The organism is Nostoc sp. LEGE 06077 (genome assembly GCF_015207705.1).
Classification (GTDB): Bacteria; Cyanobacteriota; Cyanobacteriia; order Cyanobacteriales; family Nostocaceae; genus Nostoc_B.
In genome coordinates this window covers 12,428-28,240 of record NZ_JADEWI010000024.1, presented here as the reverse complement: position 1 = coordinate 28,240, position 15,813 = coordinate 12,428, and the positions used below count along the sequence as shown (strand labels likewise).

The following is a 15,813-nucleotide window of genomic DNA, read 5'->3' as shown; positions in this document are numbered from 1 at the left end:
TTGTGGGGAAATGTAAAGCTTGTGTCAGGAATTTAAGATGAAATTAACTGAAAAACTGGAGCAACTAAAAGCCTTGTTTGGCGAAATGGAACGTGCGTTAATTGCTTATTCTGGCGGTGTAGACAGCACTTTAGTTGCCAAGATTGCTTATGATGTTTTAGGCGATCGCGCAATGGCTGTGACAGCAGTTTCACCTTCGCTGTTACCAGAAGAATTAGAAGACGCAAAAATTCAAGCCGCAACTATTGGGATTTCCCATCAAATTGTTCAAACCTATGAGATGGAAAATCCTAATTACACCTCTAATCCTGTAAATCGCTGCTATTTTTGCAAAAGTGAATTACACGACACTCTCAAACCATTAGCTATTCAGTTCGGATACCCCTATGTAGTGGATGGGGTGAACGCCGATGACTTACATGATTATCGTCCAGGAATTCAAGCCGCTAAAGAACGAGGTGCGCGATCGCCTTTAGCAGAAGTTGGTGTGTCAAAATTAGAAGTCCGCCAACTTTCCCAACATCTTGGTTTACCTTGGTGGGATAAACCGGCTCAACCTTGCTTAAGTTCGCGCTTTCCGTACGGTGAAGAAATTACGGTAGCCAAATTGCAACGAGTTGGTAGATCGGAAATTTATCTGCGAAAACTCGGATGGGAGAATTTGCGCGTACGTTCTGAAGGTGATACAGCAAGGATTGAATTAGCGCCAGAAAAAATTAAAGATTTTGTCTTAGCAGTTGATTTACCATCTGTAGTTTCCGCATTCCAAGAATTTGGATTTATCTATGTCACCCTCGACTTAGAAGGTTATCGCAGCGGTAAGTTAAATCAAGTGTTACACCAGAATTTAAAAGTTACAAATCAGATTTAACTTACAAACACTTTCGATATTTAACTGATTACTGATTACTAACATTAAATAATCTCCGCTTCTACCGATACTAAAATGCAACCGTTGATTCTCCAAGTATCATCAAGTTGCTGTTCCATAAAATATAATGCCCTTAAAGGCACTCCATGAGGACTCAGCAACAACACAGGTTGAGTAATATTGTCTTGGATAGTAGTAATTTTTTCAAAAACGACTGAACGAGGGCGATATACAGCCGGGTAGTTCACCATTACCATCCGCATAAAGCTTTCTGGGCTTTGAAATTGCTCTTGAATTCCTGGACTAGCGAAAGTAAAAGCAACTTTAGCATCATCTTTGAGAAAAGCCGCTAATTGACCTTCAATTACAGAACGGATGGCAATAGAATCACTATCATTAATTTCCATAAATTTTAAAATTGCGATCGCAATCTCTCATGTTCACCCTGAGTAAGCTTATACTCGACCTGTTCCAGTGCTGAACGCCAAACATCATACCCCTCTTGAGATAGATGTAATCCATCTGTGGTTAACTCTAAACGTAAATTGCCTTCAAAATCCGTAAACCAATCATGAATATTTAAATAATTAGCTCCCTCTTGTTTAGCAATGAGGGAAAGTTGAAAATTAATCTGACGAATTCGGCTATTAGAAATTGTTGGTAAGCTTGTAGGCAAAATTGATTGCACAATTATTTGAGCGTTTGGGTGTTCCTTTCGTAAACGGCGAATAATCTGGCGGTGATTTTGCAAAATGCTTTCATCGTTTACCCCTTTGCGTAAATCGTTAATCCCCGCCATGATGTAAATAATTTCTGGTCTGGTTGCGGAAAACGCTCCCAATCTTTTTAAAATTCCACCAGACGTATCACCAGATATACCTTGATTCAGCCAGAGTTTGCCACTTGGAAGTTTTTCGGGGGGAAACCACATACTTAAAGAATCCCCCACCATAATACTTAGATGATTGTTTCCTTGACCTTTAGTCACTGCTTTAGCTTCTAAAGCTAATAAACTTTTCCAATCTTCGTAAGTTAATTGGTGCTGTTTATTAGACTCGGAAAAAGATGGGGAATCATCAGATATACGTGTATAAATTTGACCAGTCTTTAAAGCTGCGAGTCTTTGGTAATAAAGTTGATAACCAGATGTTAGCGGCAGATTTGATGGTTGAGGGTTGCGATTAAATAGTGATTCTATTGGCGCTAAAAATCCTTGTTCACTAATTGCTGGTAAAGATTCATCAAGATTTGAGACGTTTTTTTCGTTTACTTTTGACTGTGAATATTTTAAAGGTTGTGATGAAATATCAACACTAGGAATAACTTTTGCACCTACTGTTGAGTGCGAATTTTTTATATGTTGTAAAGCTTGGTAGGGTAATTCTGGTAAGGATGTATCAAAACTAGGAAAATTTTTGTTTCCTACCATTAACAGTGAATGATGTTTTGAATTCCACAGGTAACTAGAATTTACTGGCAATATGTTTAACAGAGGTGGAAGCGTCGATGCTGGTATCGCCAATCCTGTTAACAAGCCTACTGCCAACAGATAATTGTGCCTCATCGCTTTGTATTTCCTCATACTTAGTACTTTCCCTTATGACAGCATTTGTTACCTGTGTTCAGGATGAATTCCTCTGGGTTAAGTTATTATTTTTATTTACACTGAGTAGTACTGTAAAGCAGTTTAACAAGATTATATTGGGAATTCATAATCTCTTTAACGCAACTTGTTCTAGAAATAGGACTTTCTGAGTAATTGAAATGACTTTACTGCCGCATTACAGTGAATCTGGAAATTAGTTAATTGGGTGGGTTAGCTCTTTGCAGATACTTTATATTGTGACTCAATCAGTCAATATATTTACGGTATCTAGCAATAATTTTCCTAAGTATACCAAGTATTTAACGTAATTAAATACACGGACGTTGATACTACTGCTAGAGGGGAGTATTGTGTCTCAGCTTTTTCGCGTGAGATGCAGATAATCATGCTGTGGAGGTTTTTGCCAGCGATCGCCATCTTGAATTACTGAGTTAAAATTTAACAAAAAATGAGTGAGTACTAGCAGTTCAGATAAAATGCTGCAAAAACAGCGAAAAATCAAGGTCAAACCTCTTGAAAATAAAACAATTACGTTTAAATAAGTAATTATTCTTTTTGGTCAAGTTAAATCGAATAACAGATATATAGAAGAACTTAGAGGGAAATGCTAAGATTTAGGCGGTGTCTTGAATGTTATATATTTGTTCTGTGGCTAGAGCTAGTACAGCGATCGGTGTTAGTCCGATTATTAAGGAGATTGTGCAAAAACAGGCACATTCAACTCGTTTAACTCTCAAAGAAGTCATCCTCATGGGGATGTTAGCGATTGATAAGCTTGACGATCAAAACCGTCAAGAATTGGCAGATCAGGTTCATAAAATGCAAGTAGATGGAGAGATTTAAGTAAAAATTCATAAGTTTTAACCTTAATCTCAATTAGATTTGGCTACTCAACAAACCGAAAACGACTCCCAGCAACGTAAACCTGATTAATTTCAAAAGAAATCCATTGGCGTTGTAACGTTTCAGCCACAAAACCAGTTGTGTTTGAACCAGCAAATGGATCTAGAACCATATCATCTCTATCAGTTAGAAACTTGATAAAAAATTCAGCAAACCCCAGAGGGAACCGCGCCGGATGGGGCTGAATTCCTCCAGCTTTACAACGCCGTAAATAAAGACTATTTGACTCTGTGTTAGGAATTTCTAATAAATTGGGTGGAATTGCACCCTGATTATCTTTTTGGAATTTATCCGAAATTTCATGTCCACTAGGACGCATTTTAGCTGTATAACCATGTTTGAGTAATCGCTGCATACTCTGGCTATAAGGCTTTAACACTTTGCGATTATCTGCTTTAGGATTTGGTGTTTTTGATAACCACCAAACAACATTAACCGCATCTTTTACCCGAATTCTTCTAATTGTTACCCACTCAGCGGGGGTAGGTAATCGTGATGGGTTGTAATGGTAAAATTCTTGCGCTAAAAAAAAGCCGACTTCCTTACACAATCTCAGCAACAATTCGTATTGATAAAGACTCCGCACCGGATTACCAGGAAGATAAGCACCACCTAAATCTAAAATAAATGAGCCGTTATCTGCTAAAACTCTTTTAAACTCATAAGCAAAAGGCAGAAACCACTCAATATATTTTTCCGCGCTTTCATTCCCATATTCTTTTTTGCGAGTCAACGCAAACGGCGGCGAGGTCAAAATTAAGTTAACACTGCTGTCTGGCAAAAATTTAATTAGTTGCAGAGTATCACCTAAATAAATTGAGCCGTAATTTTGAGTATAGTAAGGTGTGAAATTAATAGATTGTGATGTGTTCTCTGGTTCAGTTGCCAAAATTGATAAATATTAGTAACTATATTATTGATTAATTTAACGTTAGTTCCACAAGTTTTTTAAACCCCTTTCCAAACCTCTCCCCTGCAAGGAGAGAGGCTTTAAAAGGTATTTTCGCATTAAACACTAATGATATTTAAGCCCCTCTCCGCGTCGGAGAGGGGTTGGGGAGAGGTTCATAAAATTAATATTAAATTGGTATCTATTCAAGTTTCTATTATAAAATTATCTGGATCAACTCCCCAATTAACCCAGCGAATCGCTTCACGGGCTGACACCATATTTGGGGGAACACGTAAAACATGAATAAAACCTGTACTTGGACAAGTCATTTTTAATAACAAAATCGGTTCAATATCAATAAAATCATTATCAATTTTTAATAGAGTATATCCAGCCCAATTATCTAATTCAATAACTTGTAAATCTTGGCAAATACGAATGTAACCTATACCCTGAATCAACACACGCCGCAGTTCAGCATTAGTTTCTGTTAATAGCCATTGGGCTTGCCATTGCTGTGGATGAACTTTACCGTATCTTTCCGGCAAAGTGACACCGTGATAAGAATAAAGGCTATAGCCATCAGCAAATTCAATTGCTGGTTCACCTTCAGCGTGGAGGCGGTTTTCGTTATCGAAGCGGATGTGAAGGGGGCGATCGCAAATTATACAAGCTTTGCTGTATAAAAAAATCCAGCCACAAGATTTAACTAAAGAAACGTAATTAGACCATTCTCTCTGATTGTGATGAAATTGCAAAACAGAAATACAATAATCAAACGCACAAGCATCCACAGCTAATGCTTCTGTTTGTAGGCAATTTAAAACTAATTCAGTATCAAGTATTTCTCCAAGTTGCTTATCTAATTGCCAGCTAATAGTATTGATTGATCCTGATAGGATACTATTAGTTTCATTCAGCAAATAAGTTAGAAGTTCAGGCTTTAACTGTTCATCAATTTGACTGAAAAAATCCACCCATAATTCTTGAAAAAGTTGTTCACTTAGTTTGTGGGATGAATGAATTAAAGCTTCATAAGGACTAGCACAAAAAATAATTTCAGGCTCATCTAAATTAATATGTTTATATATTTCCTTAACTGCTTCAGCCGCTTTCTCTCTATCAATCCTTTCAGTAGAAAGCGCAATTTTGCGCCACTTCTCTCGATAAACTGGAATCAAAGCTTCTTGCTCAGGCGTGAGTTTTTCAATCAGCGACATATCGCCAACCTTCCGGCTCATACTCACGCTGAATTTTGACTATCCAGTTACCTTGAGGGATAGGAATTGCCTGATGTTCTTCGTGAGTCAACAACGCTGTCTCCGACACAACACGTAAATAAAGATTGCCATCCTTTTGCGATAATTCTGCCTGTCCTTGACTAATTCGATGCTTGTGTCCGGTCACTTCGCCTTCTGCCAAAGTTAAATGAGGTAGTTTTTGCCCATCAACTTGCTGTACAGGGAGTAAAATAACATCACCTTGACGAATCGCTTTCATAGTCTTAACTCTCAGCAAACAGTAATGAACACTACTTCGTTTTTCATCGCAATTTTGATTTAATTTTGGCACAACCTCAAAAATTCTAGAGGGAGTCAGTAGTATGCCTATGACAAACAATACTGAGTATTAATCCACTCTCGCCTTATTTGTGTATATCTAGCCCCTAAAACTTATAAAAAGTATCGTATTAGTACACTTCGACAGTATTTTGCTAACTATAGTCGCCAATTTGCCCTAGATAAGTTAAAGATTGAAATAGTTGGAAATTCAGATCCAACGTTTCTTTATCCTATGCTTTAGGAAAGACTGCACCTAAAGTTTGGCGATTTTCGCATTAACAGGCAGTTTGTGTAAGGATGAAATCACAGCCTCCAAGCTCGAAATTTTCTCTTGACATTTTGCAGAACTTGCCCCAACTTGACTGTTTAGCTTAACAGCTATCTTTTTTTTAAAATTTCCATGTCAACTCTCGTCATCGTCGAATCTCCCACAAAAGCTCGTACCATTCGTAACTACCTGCCAAAGGACTATCGGGTAGAAGCATCTATGGGTCATGTCCGTGACCTACCCCAGTCAGCAAGTGAAATCCCCACCACTATCAAAGGTGAAAAATGGGCGCAGTTAGGGGTAAATGTGGACGCAGACTTTGAACCGGTGTATGTTGTCCCCAAAGACAAAAAGAAAATTGTTACCCAGCTGAAAGATGCCCTAAAAGATGCAACTGAACTTATCTTGGCAACTGACGAAGACCGCGAAGGAGAAAGCATCAGTTGGCATTTATACCAGTTGCTCAAGCCCAAGGTTCCCACCAAGCGGATGGTGTTCCACGAAATCACCCAAGAAGCGATTAAAAAAGCTTTGAAAAACTGCCGCAATATCGATGAGCAGTTAGTCCGCGCCCAAGAAACACGGCGGATTTTGGATCGTTTGGTTGGTTATACACTCTCTCCCTTGCTGTGGGAAAAAATCGCTTGGGGGTTATCCGCTGGGCGTGTACAGTCGGTAGCCGTCAGGTTATTGGTCAAAAAAGAACGCCAACGCCGCGCCTTCCATGAAGGCACATATTGGGATTTAAAAGCGTACTTAGAACAGGGCAAAGCACCGTTTACATCCCAGTTAGTCACCTTGGGTGGGACGAAAGTAGCTAATGGTAGCGACTTTGACCCCGCAACGGGACAAATTACGGCTGGACGCAATGTTGTATTGCTCAAAGAAGCGGATGCTGTCGCGCTGAAAGAACGGCTGGCTGGCAAAACCTGGAATGTCTCCGACATTGAAGAACGCCCAGTCACCCGGAAACCTTCGCCACCGTTCACCACTTCAACCTTGCAGCAAGAGTCAAACCGCAAGCTACGCCTTTCAGCACGGGATACCATGCGGATTGCCCAAAACCTGTACGAGCAAGGGTATATTACCTATATGCGTACAGACTCGGTGCATTTGTCAGAACAGGCGATCGCAGCTGCTCGTGACAGTGTAGAAAAGCTATATGGTAAGCAATATCTCAGCCCCCAACCCCGGCAATACACTACCAAATCTAAAGGCGCACAAGAAGCCCACGAAGCCATTCGCCCAGCAGGTAGCACCTTCCGCACCCCCCAAGAAACAGGTTTAAACGGTCGAGAACTGGCTCTCTACGACTTAATTTGGAAGCGTACCGTCGCTTGTCAAATGGCCGACTCCCGCCAAACTCAAATTACCGTACAGTTGCAAGTTGAGGATGCAGGTTTCCGTTCTTCTGGTAAACGCATTGATTTTCCTGGTTATTTACGCGCCTACGTCGAAGGTTCTGACGACCCCGAAGCAGCACTAGAAGACCAAGAAATTATTTTGCCAAACCTGAAAGTCGGAGATCATCCAACTTGTAAAGAACTAGAAGCAGTTGATCACGAAACTCAGCCGCCAGCCAGATACAGCGAAGCAACTTTGGTGAAAACCTTAGAAAGTGAAGGTATTGGTCGTCCTAGTACCTACGCCAGCATCATTGGCACAATCATTGATAAAGGTTATGCCCAATTGGTGAGTAATGCGTTAATTCCCACTTTCACCGCCTTTGCAGTCACAAGCTTATTAGAAAAGCACTTTCCTGATATTGTCGACCCTAGTTTTACCTCCAAAATGGAGCAAACCTTAGACGATATCGCCGAAGGTGAAGCGAACTGGCTACCTTACCTCCGCGAATTCTATCTCGGTGACAAAGGTTTAGAAACCCTAGTTAAAGAACAGAAAAGTCAAATTGATGCGACTAAAGCTAGAACCGTAGAACTAGAAAATTTAGAAGCAAAAGTCCGCATTGGCAAATACGGGCCTTATATCGAAATGGATAATGGTGAAGGTGTCATTACCGCCTCCATTCCTAAAGATTTAACGCCTGCTGACCTCGACCCGGCACAAGTTGAAGTCTTATTACGGCAAAAAACTACTGGCCCTGACGAAGTTGGTCGCCACCCAGAAACAGGTGAGCCGATTTATATCAAAATTGGTACTTACGGCCCTTATGTCCAATTGGGTGACAAAACAGAAGAAAATCCTAAACCGAAACAAGCCTCAATTCCCAAAAACGTGCCGAAAGAAAATGTCACTCTAGAAATAGCGGTGGGTCTTTTAGCGCTTCCCCGTGCCTTGGGAACCCATCCGGCTACGGGGGGTAAAATTCAAGCTAGTATCGGCCCCTATGGCCCTTACATAGTTCACGACCAGGGAAAAGAAGGCAAAGACTATCGCTCGTTAAAAGCAGCAGATAATGTTTTAACAGTTTCTTTAGAAAGAGCATTGGAATTGTTATCAGAACCGAAAAAAGGCCGGAGTTCTACTAACAGCAAATCCAAAGCCGCGTTACGGGAATTAGGAAACCATCCAGAAGACGATTCACCCGTGAATATCTACGATGGCCCCTATGGCCCTTACATTAAGCATGGCAAAACTAACGTGAGTGTGCCAGAAGGGCAATCAGTAGAAGATATGACGCTATCAAAAGCTCTAGAATTGTTAGCTAGTAAAACTTCGTCATCTAAGTCTAAATCCACCCGCAAAACCAGCAAAACAACTAGCTCACGGGCTAAATCAACTACAAAGTCATCCAAGACTACTACAAAAAAGAATGAGGCGTAAAACCTAGTTATTAGTCAAAAGTCCATAGTCCATAGTCTAAAAATCATAACTAATGACCATTGACTAATGACTATTGACTATTTCTACAACATACCCATCCTTAGCCAAATACAGTTCATTAGGTTGCTGATGTGATACTCTAAAAAGTAAGGGAAATCACAACTTGAAACTTTCAAAGTGGTTAATACCCGGAATCCAAAATTCTGGATTAGCCAGGTTAGCAGCAAAACGTGTAAGATAAAGCCAATTTCCGCGTGGCTGTTAATTGCAATAGATAGTAACTCAGGAGCGGTCAGTTCATGGACTATATAGAAAAGGTACTGGAAAAGCTGAAAGAAATGGCACGCAAGCTGATTGAAGCCCTGCTTGGGCCAGATGCTGAACCGGAACCGGAACTGATTCCGATTCCAGTCAATGAACGTTCCCGCCGTCGTTAAAGCTGAAGGGACAGAAAATTGAAGGTGCAACCTTTAAGCATTTTGGTACTGCATGGGCCAAACTTAAATTTGCTGGGACAGCGAGAGCCTGGAATTTATGGTGCTGTAACTTTGGCTGAAATTAATCGCTTATTGCAAGAAAAAGCGGCGCAAGTACAAGCAAGTGTTTTTGCCATTCAGTCTAATCATGAAGGAGCTTTGGTAGATGCGATTCATGAAGCTTTGGGTAAACACCAGGGAATTTTAATTAACGCTGGGGCGTATACACATACGAGTGTGGCATTACGAGATGCGATCGCCGCAGTCAATTTACCAACAGTCGAGGTACACCTCAGCAATATTTACCGTCGAGAAGATTTTCGCCATCATTCTTATATAGCTCCTGTAGTGATTGGACAAATCAGTGGTTTTGGCGAACAAAGCTATTTGTTAGGCTTACAGGCTTTAGTGCATCATTTGCAAAAGAATGAAGTATAGCAAAATGCTGAGTATGAATTCGGTTGCTGCTAAGTTTTGAGTAATTAAAAATGCACTAATTTCTGTTGCGACTACTATAAATTGTAAAGGCTGAAATTTCAGACTTCACACTTTATACTTCATACTTCAAAAATATGCGTTATTCACTATTCAGCAGATTTAGAGGTACTTTAATAGGGGCTTTATTAGGTGCAAATTTAGCCAAGTCTGGAGAGCAAACACCTCAAGCTGTCTCTGAGATTGGCAAATTGATGCTCCTGGGTACTGAAAGTCTCATCTCTTTAGGCAAATTAGATTTGGATGACTGGAAACAGCGTCAGCAAAAAGAATTGCCTAACTTCAATATTAGTCAGAATATGACTACAGAAATCATTTTAGCCACCTTACCAGTGGCACTTTTTTTTCATGACAATCTGCCAAAATTGCGGCTTCATCTGCTGTCTACGGCACAACTTTGGGGAGATGACCCAGTTGTCAGGGATGGAATATTAGCCGTAGGATATGCGATCGCTTTATCTTGCAGCGAAAAATTAGATCCGCAAACCCTCATACCCCAAATAATTAGTTTTGTTGGGGAAACACCAACATCATTACCCAAAAAATTATTACAAGTTCATAATTTGTTAACCAAACACCTTGGGTTAGAAAAAGCCAAAGTAGAGTTAAGCACAGAAGATAAAATTAGCAGTGCGATCGCCATAGCATTTTACTGTTTTCTGAGTACCTTAGAAGACTATCGTTTGTCGGTGTTGCGGGCTATGCACCAGCAAACAAGGCTTTTACCTTCGCCAATTATCGGTGCGATCGCAGGTGCTTTATCGGGAGCTTACAATAGTACAGCCGGAATTCCTACCCAGTGGAAAGTTCTGCACTCATCAGCCCATAATTCTACCGGGATACTGGTCAATTATCTGCAAATGTTAGAATTAACCGATGCACTTTTAACTGTATGGTCAGGAGTTTATAACCTATCTTTACATCCGCAGCAACTTCCCCAAGAAGGATATATAATCCTTGACAAACAAAATTCTTTTTCTGTATTTGCAGCGCCACGGGTAATTCGGTCACGTTAATCCAGCGCTAAATAACAATTAATCATCAATCCAAGCTCACACCAAAACGTAGAATTTTTCTACTTAAATTTCCATTTTTACCTCCACCTGATTCTGAAAGCAAACATTCTAAATCATCTTGGTCAATTACTTCCGACTCAAGCTTAAGCTTTTATTAAAAAAATTTTGTTCTGACCTATCAAAGTCAGCAGCTAGAGGTAATGAAAAAACCGCGATTTTTTCAGTCCTTAACCCAGCAATTAACTGATTGGCGACGCTCTACAGCTATGTGTCGCTCACGTTGGCTAGTTAAGAAACGTCAAAATAGCCAAAGCTGCCGTAGTCAACCTCAAACAAATATTCTCAATGATTTTCGGCGGTTTTTGTTAAAAATCAACAAAAATAGCAAACAGTATCAACGAACAACGGTATCCAGATCAATGGCAAAATCGAGCAAAACTCAGACTGTAATTAATGCAGTCGGTTTACGCTGGGTACATGAAAGACGTTCTTCCGTGGTTTTTGCGATCGCAGTTGTATCTTTGACAGGGGTGCTAGGTCATAAGTTATACAACCAACCCCAACTGCAAATAGGAGCTTACGCACCACAAACTTTCAAAGCCCCCTACCCTATCGGTATTGAAAATAAACAAAAAACTGAAGCTCGACGTAAAGCTGTGAGTAAAAGTTCTGCACCAGTTTTAATGGTCGATGCTGCGATAACTGCCAAGATTAACCAAGAGTTGCAAAAAATTCTCGACCAAGGTAATGAAATTCGCTCTGTTGCTGGGTCTTTTCCTTTTTTCGACACCGCAGTTTTATCCTTACCTACCCAGCAATATTTACGTGCTTGTTCTGACTCCGAATGGAAAACATTACTAGCAGCTGTCGAAAATCAGAGTAAACAGAAATTAGAGCTTTTACCCAAAAATCAACCTAGGCAGAAACAAAATTCTGCCAAATATCTTCCTTTATTTCCATCAGCCACAGGTTCACCCATTGAGCAAAACCAGTCACTGACAAACCCTAATTCTCTTAATTTCACCCAGTCTCTAGCTTCTAAGCAACCTAAACCTAGTAATACCACCCAAAGTAAAGATTTTCAACTGGTAGTAGGAGAGTTAGACGCTTACCGAATCACCACCTCAGCCCAGAACTTATTGTCATTGGTGCAGCAAATATCTCAAGTACGGCAAGGGTATATCCAAGCAAAGGCGCAACTTTTACAATTAGAAACTGTTAACCCACAAACAATTTATCAAGAAACTGTCATCTTAGATTTATCAGATGATGATTGGTCATCTACATATACACAAGTTCGCCAAATTGCTGATCGCATTTTGACGCAAGGTATTCCCGAAGGACTACCAGAGCAAATGTTACAAAAGGCAGTAAGTGTACATATTCAAGATTTAGTGCCAAAAGATGCGGAAGCTTTAGCATCAAAGTTGTTATTGACAGTCCTAGAACCGAATTTAAAAAAAGATGAGGCAAAAACTCGCATCCAGACGCAACAAGCAATGGAAGGAGTTTCACCTGTAATAGTAAATGTGAAGCAAGGTGAGGTAATTGTCCGTAAAGGACAAAAAATTACTGATTGGCAGTTTGATGTATTAGAAGAGTATAAATTAATTCGTCGGGAAAATAATTGGCTAGGATTGACGAAGTTAGCACTTATAATTACAGGTGCCATCGGGATTTTTGTGTGGGTAGAAAAGCACAACAAGCATCGGTTACGACAACGCGATCGCCTATTAATATTACTGCTAACGTTGAGTACTCCAGGCGCGATCGCAATGGGGATAGTGCATACTACCTGGAGTGGCATTGGTTTATTATTAGGGAGTTTTTACGGGCCGACTTTGGGTGCAACAGTTATCGGGCTATTGTTGCTAGTTATACCGACAAGTTTAGAAGTCAGTAAAATAGCCTTGGTAGCTGGTGTAGCGGGAGGAATATTAGGTAGTTGCATCGCCCAAAGACTGCGATCGCGGGAAGAATTAGCAATATTAGGTGTAGCTATTGCGGCAACTCAAGGTGGCCTTTACCTAATTTTGAGTTTATTCTTTGGTGGAGCATTTGGTACAGGCTGGTACATGATCTTTCAAGCAGCCGGATTATTTACTTTATCAGGTTTAGCTTGGAGTATCGTCGCCTTGGGCGTAAGTCCCTATTTAGAAAAACTATTTGATTTAGTCACTCCCATTCGGTTAGCAGAACTGGCGAACCCCAATCGCCCCTTATTAAAAAAACTCGCCACAGCAACCCCCGGAACTTTTCAACACACCCTCTTTGTCGCCACCCTAGCCGAAGCTGCGGCGAAAAAATTGGGGTGTAATGTCGAATTAGTCAGGGCTGGGACTCTCTACCACGATATTGGTAAAATGCATGATCCTTTAGGTTTTATTGAAAACCAAATGGGGGGGGCAAATAAACACGAAACAGAAATTCAAGACCCTTGGAAAAGTGCCGAAATTATCAAAAAGCACGTTAGTGAAGGGTTAGTTATGGCACGTAAACATTGGTTGCCAACAGCAATTCAAGCGTTTATTCCCGAACATCAGGGTACAATGCTGATTGCCTATTTTTATCATCAAGCACAGCAGCAAGCCCAAGCCGACCCCAGTATAAAATTAGATGAAGCTGATTTTCGCTACGACGGCCCAATTCCCCAATCGAGGGAAACGGGAATTGTCATGTTAGCAGATGCTTGTGAAGCCGCACTGCGATCGCTCAAAGAAGTTACACCAGAACAAGCTTTAACTACACTAAATAATATTTTGCGTGCCAGATGGCAGGATAATCAAATCCAAGAATCTGGATTAACACGCGATGAAATGACGCAAATTGCCCAAATTTTTGTCGAAGTTTGGCAGCAATTCCACCACAAACGCATCGTTTATCCCAAGTTAAAGGTTACTAATGAGAAATTAGCTAAATAGTCAATAGTCAAAATAGCAAGTGACAAATGACCGACTACAAAATTTACTGCTAGGCTACAAATATCAAAATTGAGGAATAAATATGACTGCTTTGATTCTCGACCTCAGCCCTGTCATTGAGTTAACAGATGAGCAGTTCTTTAAAATTTGTCAAAATAATCGAGACTTACGTTTTGAGCGTACAGCCCAAGGAGAAATCATTATTATGCCGCCTACGGGATGGGAAAGTGGAAATCGGAATAGCCGTTTAAACCAACGGTTGAGCAACTGGGCAGAAGTTGATAGTACAGGCTTAGTATTTGATTCTTCTACAGGGTTCATTCTTCCCAATGGTGCAACACGCTCTCCTGATGTGTCTTGGGTAAAAAAGGAAAGAATCCTCGCTTTAAATCCCGATCCTGCTAAGTTTTTACCTATGGCTCCTGATTTTGTCGTAGAGTTGCGCTCTGCTACAGATAGTCTAGAAAGATTGCAACGAAAAATGCAGGAGTACATTGATAACGGTGTGCGTCTAGGTTGGCTGATTGACCCTCAGAATCAACGGGTGGAAATTTACAGACTAGGGCAAGAAGTTGAAGTTTTACAATCTCCCGGTAGCTTGAGTGGGGAAGATATTCTGCCAGGGTTTATCTTGGATTTAGCTCAAATTTTGAGTTAGGCGATCGCGAACCGTGTCCGAAGGACTCTGGCTTTAATTTTACATTTATAATGACTGCTGACTCAAGATTAAAAATACTGTTTGGAATAATCCCACAATAAAACCTAAAACCCCACCTAAAGTTACAATTGCCTGTAATTCATTTTTAACAATTCCTTCAATTGCTGCTTCTAAATCAGCAGGAGAAGTTGACTTTACCCGGTCAATAATTACTTGGTCGATTGACAAAATTGGAATTACTTGAGTCACAATAGCTTCTAAGTCTTTTTCTAAATAACGTTCTAAAATTAAAGCTAATTCCAAGCTGACAACTTCTAAAGAAGAACTGACAACAGGTGAAGCACTCAGCCGATTTAGCAGTAGTGTAGCAATGTTTTCCCAATTCACAGAATCAGTGAATCCTTTTAACAAATCACTACCACTGGTTTGAATATATTGGCGGACTGTTTCGCGGGTGGTTTTACGTAATTGACGTACCGTACCAATTGGCAAGTTTTGTAAAGATAAATTTTGCAGGATTTTTTTCAGGCGATCGCGTACTTGCAAATCCTGGGTTAATTCTTTTAAACGCGCATTAGTCGCTTCTTTCTCATCTAAACAAAAAGTTCTCAGTCTGGTGAGAGTATTGCGTAAACCAAACAAATTGGCTACTACCCAATAAGTTCCACTGGTTTTTTCCCGGAAGCTTTCATCGATAATTTGAATTGTGCGATCGGTTAAAAAATCAATAATTGCCTGACGTAACACATCTGGCGGTAAAACTGTCTGCAATAACCAATCAGCTAAACGTGTAGCTTGTTCATCAGTTAGTTGTAAATCTAGCAGTATTTGATCAAAAATTTGATTGATTTGCGCTTCTAAAAAATCTTCCCGTCGTGCTAAAACTTTTAGCAAGCGGGGTAAAGATTCTCCTAGCAAATCGCGCAAAATTCCTGCCACAATTTTGGCACTTTTTTGGTCTTTATCTGCTTTTATTTGTTCAATTGCTAAACGTAACAACCATAAAATTGCTGCTTGGACTCGCTCTGTTTGTAACAAGCGCCGTGCCAGATTTTGCAATTCTACTGGAGTTAGCAGCGACCCCATGATAGTACTCGAAATATTTTTAGCCAAACGTTCCTGGTTGCGAGGAATCAAACCAGGTGTGAAAGGCATTCTTCGTCCACCAATATAAATTGCTCGGTAGGGACGAAATAACATTTTGATGGCTATATCATTTGTGAAGTAGCCAATTACTCCACCCAGTATTGGAGGAGACACATAAAGCCAAAGATGAGACCAATCCACAGGATTTTGGACTTGCCAATTTTGAATTTGAAGATCTTAGATCAAGATGTTAGTTTTTGGATAACTTTTGCTTC

14 protein-coding genes are annotated in these 15,813 nt (G+C 40.3%); 8 read left to right on the top strand and 6 right to left on the bottom strand.

Annotation, left to right across the window (positions count from 1 at the left end; translation table 11 throughout):
• Positions 1 to 37 precede the first annotated feature (37 nt).
• Positions 38 to 871 (top strand): ATP-dependent sacrificial sulfur transferase LarE, encoded by an 834-nt coding sequence (larE, locus tag IQ244_RS16495; RefSeq protein ID WP_193895941.1) that lies wholly within the window; start codon positions 38 to 40, stop codon positions 869 to 871.
• A gap of 44 nt (positions 872 to 915) precedes the next feature.
• Here larE and IQ244_RS16490 read toward each other — a convergent pair whose 3' ends face one another.
• Positions 916 to 1,278 (bottom strand): DUF4864 domain-containing protein, encoded by a 363-nt coding sequence (locus IQ244_RS16490; RefSeq protein ID WP_193895931.1) that lies wholly within the window; start codon positions 1,276 to 1,278, stop codon positions 916 to 918.
• Between the two features lie 5 nt (positions 1,279 to 1,283).
• Positions 1,284 to 2,435 (bottom strand): SGNH/GDSL hydrolase family protein, encoded by a 1,152-nt coding sequence (locus IQ244_RS16485; protein WP_193895929.1) that lies wholly within the window; start codon positions 2,433 to 2,435, stop codon positions 1,284 to 1,286.
• A 672-nt stretch (positions 2,436 to 3,107) separates the two neighbouring features.
• Here IQ244_RS16485 and IQ244_RS16480 point away from each other — a divergent pair.
• Positions 3,108 to 3,320 (top strand): hypothetical protein, encoded by a 213-nt coding sequence (locus tag IQ244_RS16480; protein ID WP_015113380.1) that lies wholly within the window; start codon positions 3,108 to 3,110, stop codon positions 3,318 to 3,320.
• 43 nt (positions 3,321 to 3,363) lie between these two features.
• On the opposite strand, the gene IQ244_RS16475 is transcribed toward IQ244_RS16480, so the two are convergent.
• The 3 genes from IQ244_RS16475 to IQ244_RS16465 form a co-directional block, all read right to left on the bottom strand.
• Entirely contained in the window at positions 3,364 to 4,269 is a 906-nt protein-coding gene (locus IQ244_RS16475; RefSeq protein ID WP_193895927.1) for a DNA-methyltransferase, read from the bottom strand.
• Positions 4,270 to 4,475: 206 nt separating this feature from the next.
• On the bottom strand, positions 4,476 to 5,492 hold the full coding sequence (locus IQ244_RS16470; protein ID WP_193896050.1) for a DUF6745 domain-containing protein: 1,017 nt from the start codon (positions 5,490 to 5,492) through the stop codon (positions 4,476 to 4,478).
• On the bottom strand, positions 5,479 to 5,772 hold the full coding sequence (locus tag IQ244_RS16465) for a hypothetical protein (RefSeq protein WP_193895925.1): 294 nt from the start codon (positions 5,770 to 5,772) through the stop codon (positions 5,479 to 5,481). The genes IQ244_RS16470 and IQ244_RS16465 overlap by 14 nt, the downstream gene beginning before the upstream one ends.
• A 462-nt stretch (positions 5,773 to 6,234) precedes the next feature.
• Here IQ244_RS16465 and topA point away from each other — a divergent pair, with 462 nt between their 5' ends.
• The 6 genes from topA (at position 6,235) to IQ244_RS16435 (ending at position 14,452) form a co-directional block, all read left to right on the top strand.
• Positions 6,235 to 8,886, top strand: coding sequence for a type I DNA topoisomerase (gene topA / locus IQ244_RS16460; protein WP_193895924.1), 2,652 nt, complete (start codon positions 6,235 to 6,237; stop codon positions 8,884 to 8,886).
• 299 nt (positions 8,887 to 9,185) lie between these two features.
• On the top strand, positions 9,186 to 9,323 hold the full coding sequence (locus IQ244_RS16455; protein ID WP_193895922.1) for a hypothetical protein: 138 nt from the start codon (positions 9,186 to 9,188) through the stop codon (positions 9,321 to 9,323).
• A 24-nt stretch (positions 9,324 to 9,347) separates the two neighbouring features.
• Positions 9,348 to 9,800, top strand: coding sequence for a type II 3-dehydroquinate dehydratase (gene aroQ / locus IQ244_RS16450; RefSeq protein WP_193895920.1), 453 nt, complete (start codon positions 9,348 to 9,350; stop codon positions 9,798 to 9,800).
• A 134-nt stretch (positions 9,801 to 9,934) separates the two neighbouring features.
• A complete protein-coding gene (locus tag IQ244_RS16445) occupies positions 9,935 to 10,873 on the top strand; it encodes an ADP-ribosylglycohydrolase family protein (protein ID WP_193895918.1) in 939 nt (312 codons plus the stop codon).
• A gap of 200 nt (positions 10,874 to 11,073) precedes the next feature.
• Positions 11,074 to 13,794 (top strand): HD family phosphohydrolase, encoded by a 2,721-nt coding sequence (locus IQ244_RS16440; protein WP_193895916.1) that lies wholly within the window; start codon positions 11,074 to 11,076, stop codon positions 13,792 to 13,794.
• 82 nt (positions 13,795 to 13,876) lie between these two features.
• Positions 13,877 to 14,452 (top strand): Uma2 family endonuclease, encoded by a 576-nt coding sequence (locus IQ244_RS16435; protein WP_193895914.1) that lies wholly within the window; start codon positions 13,877 to 13,879, stop codon positions 14,450 to 14,452.
• A 45-nt stretch (positions 14,453 to 14,497) separates the two neighbouring features.
• Here IQ244_RS16435 and IQ244_RS16430 read toward each other — a convergent pair whose 3' ends face one another.
• Complete coding sequence (locus IQ244_RS16430) at positions 14,498 to 15,739, bottom strand: DUF445 domain-containing protein (protein WP_193895912.1); 1,242 nt, start codon at positions 15,737 to 15,739, stop codon at positions 14,498 to 14,500.
• Positions 15,740 to 15,813: the final 74 nt, after the last annotated feature.

What these genes read in the sequence shown, in the direction of transcription:
- larE (WP_193895941.1), top strand. Translation starts at nt 38, where the DNA reads ATGAAATTAACTGAAAAACTGGAGCAACTAAAAGCCTTGTTTGGCGAA.
- IQ244_RS16490 (WP_193895931.1), bottom strand. Translation starts at nt 1,278, where the DNA reads ATGGAAATTAATGATAGTGATTCTATTGCCATCCGTTCTGTAATTGAA.
- IQ244_RS16485 (WP_193895929.1), bottom strand. Translation starts at nt 2,435, where the DNA reads ATGAGGCACAATTATCTGTTGGCAGTAGGCTTGTTAACAGGATTGGCG.
- IQ244_RS16480 (WP_015113380.1), top strand. Translation starts at nt 3,108, where the DNA reads ATGTTATATATTTGTTCTGTGGCTAGAGCTAGTACAGCGATCGGTGTT.
- IQ244_RS16470 (WP_193896050.1), bottom strand. Translation starts at nt 5,492, where the DNA reads ATGTCGCTGATTGAAAAACTCACGCCTGAGCAAGAAGCTTTGATTCCA.
- IQ244_RS16465 (WP_193895925.1), bottom strand. Translation starts at nt 5,772, where the DNA reads ATGAAAGCGATTCGTCAAGGTGATGTTATTTTACTCCCTGTACAGCAA.
- topA (WP_193895924.1), top strand. Translation starts at nt 6,235, where the DNA reads ATGTCAACTCTCGTCATCGTCGAATCTCCCACAAAAGCTCGTACCATT.
- IQ244_RS16455 (WP_193895922.1), top strand. Translation starts at nt 9,186, where the DNA reads ATGGACTATATAGAAAAGGTACTGGAAAAGCTGAAAGAAATGGCACGC.
- IQ244_RS16445 (WP_193895918.1), top strand. Translation starts at nt 9,935, where the DNA reads ATGCGTTATTCACTATTCAGCAGATTTAGAGGTACTTTAATAGGGGCT.
- IQ244_RS16440 (WP_193895916.1), top strand. Translation starts at nt 11,074, where the DNA reads ATGAAAAAACCGCGATTTTTTCAGTCCTTAACCCAGCAATTAACTGAT.
- IQ244_RS16435 (WP_193895914.1), top strand. Translation starts at nt 13,877, where the DNA reads ATGACTGCTTTGATTCTCGACCTCAGCCCTGTCATTGAGTTAACAGAT.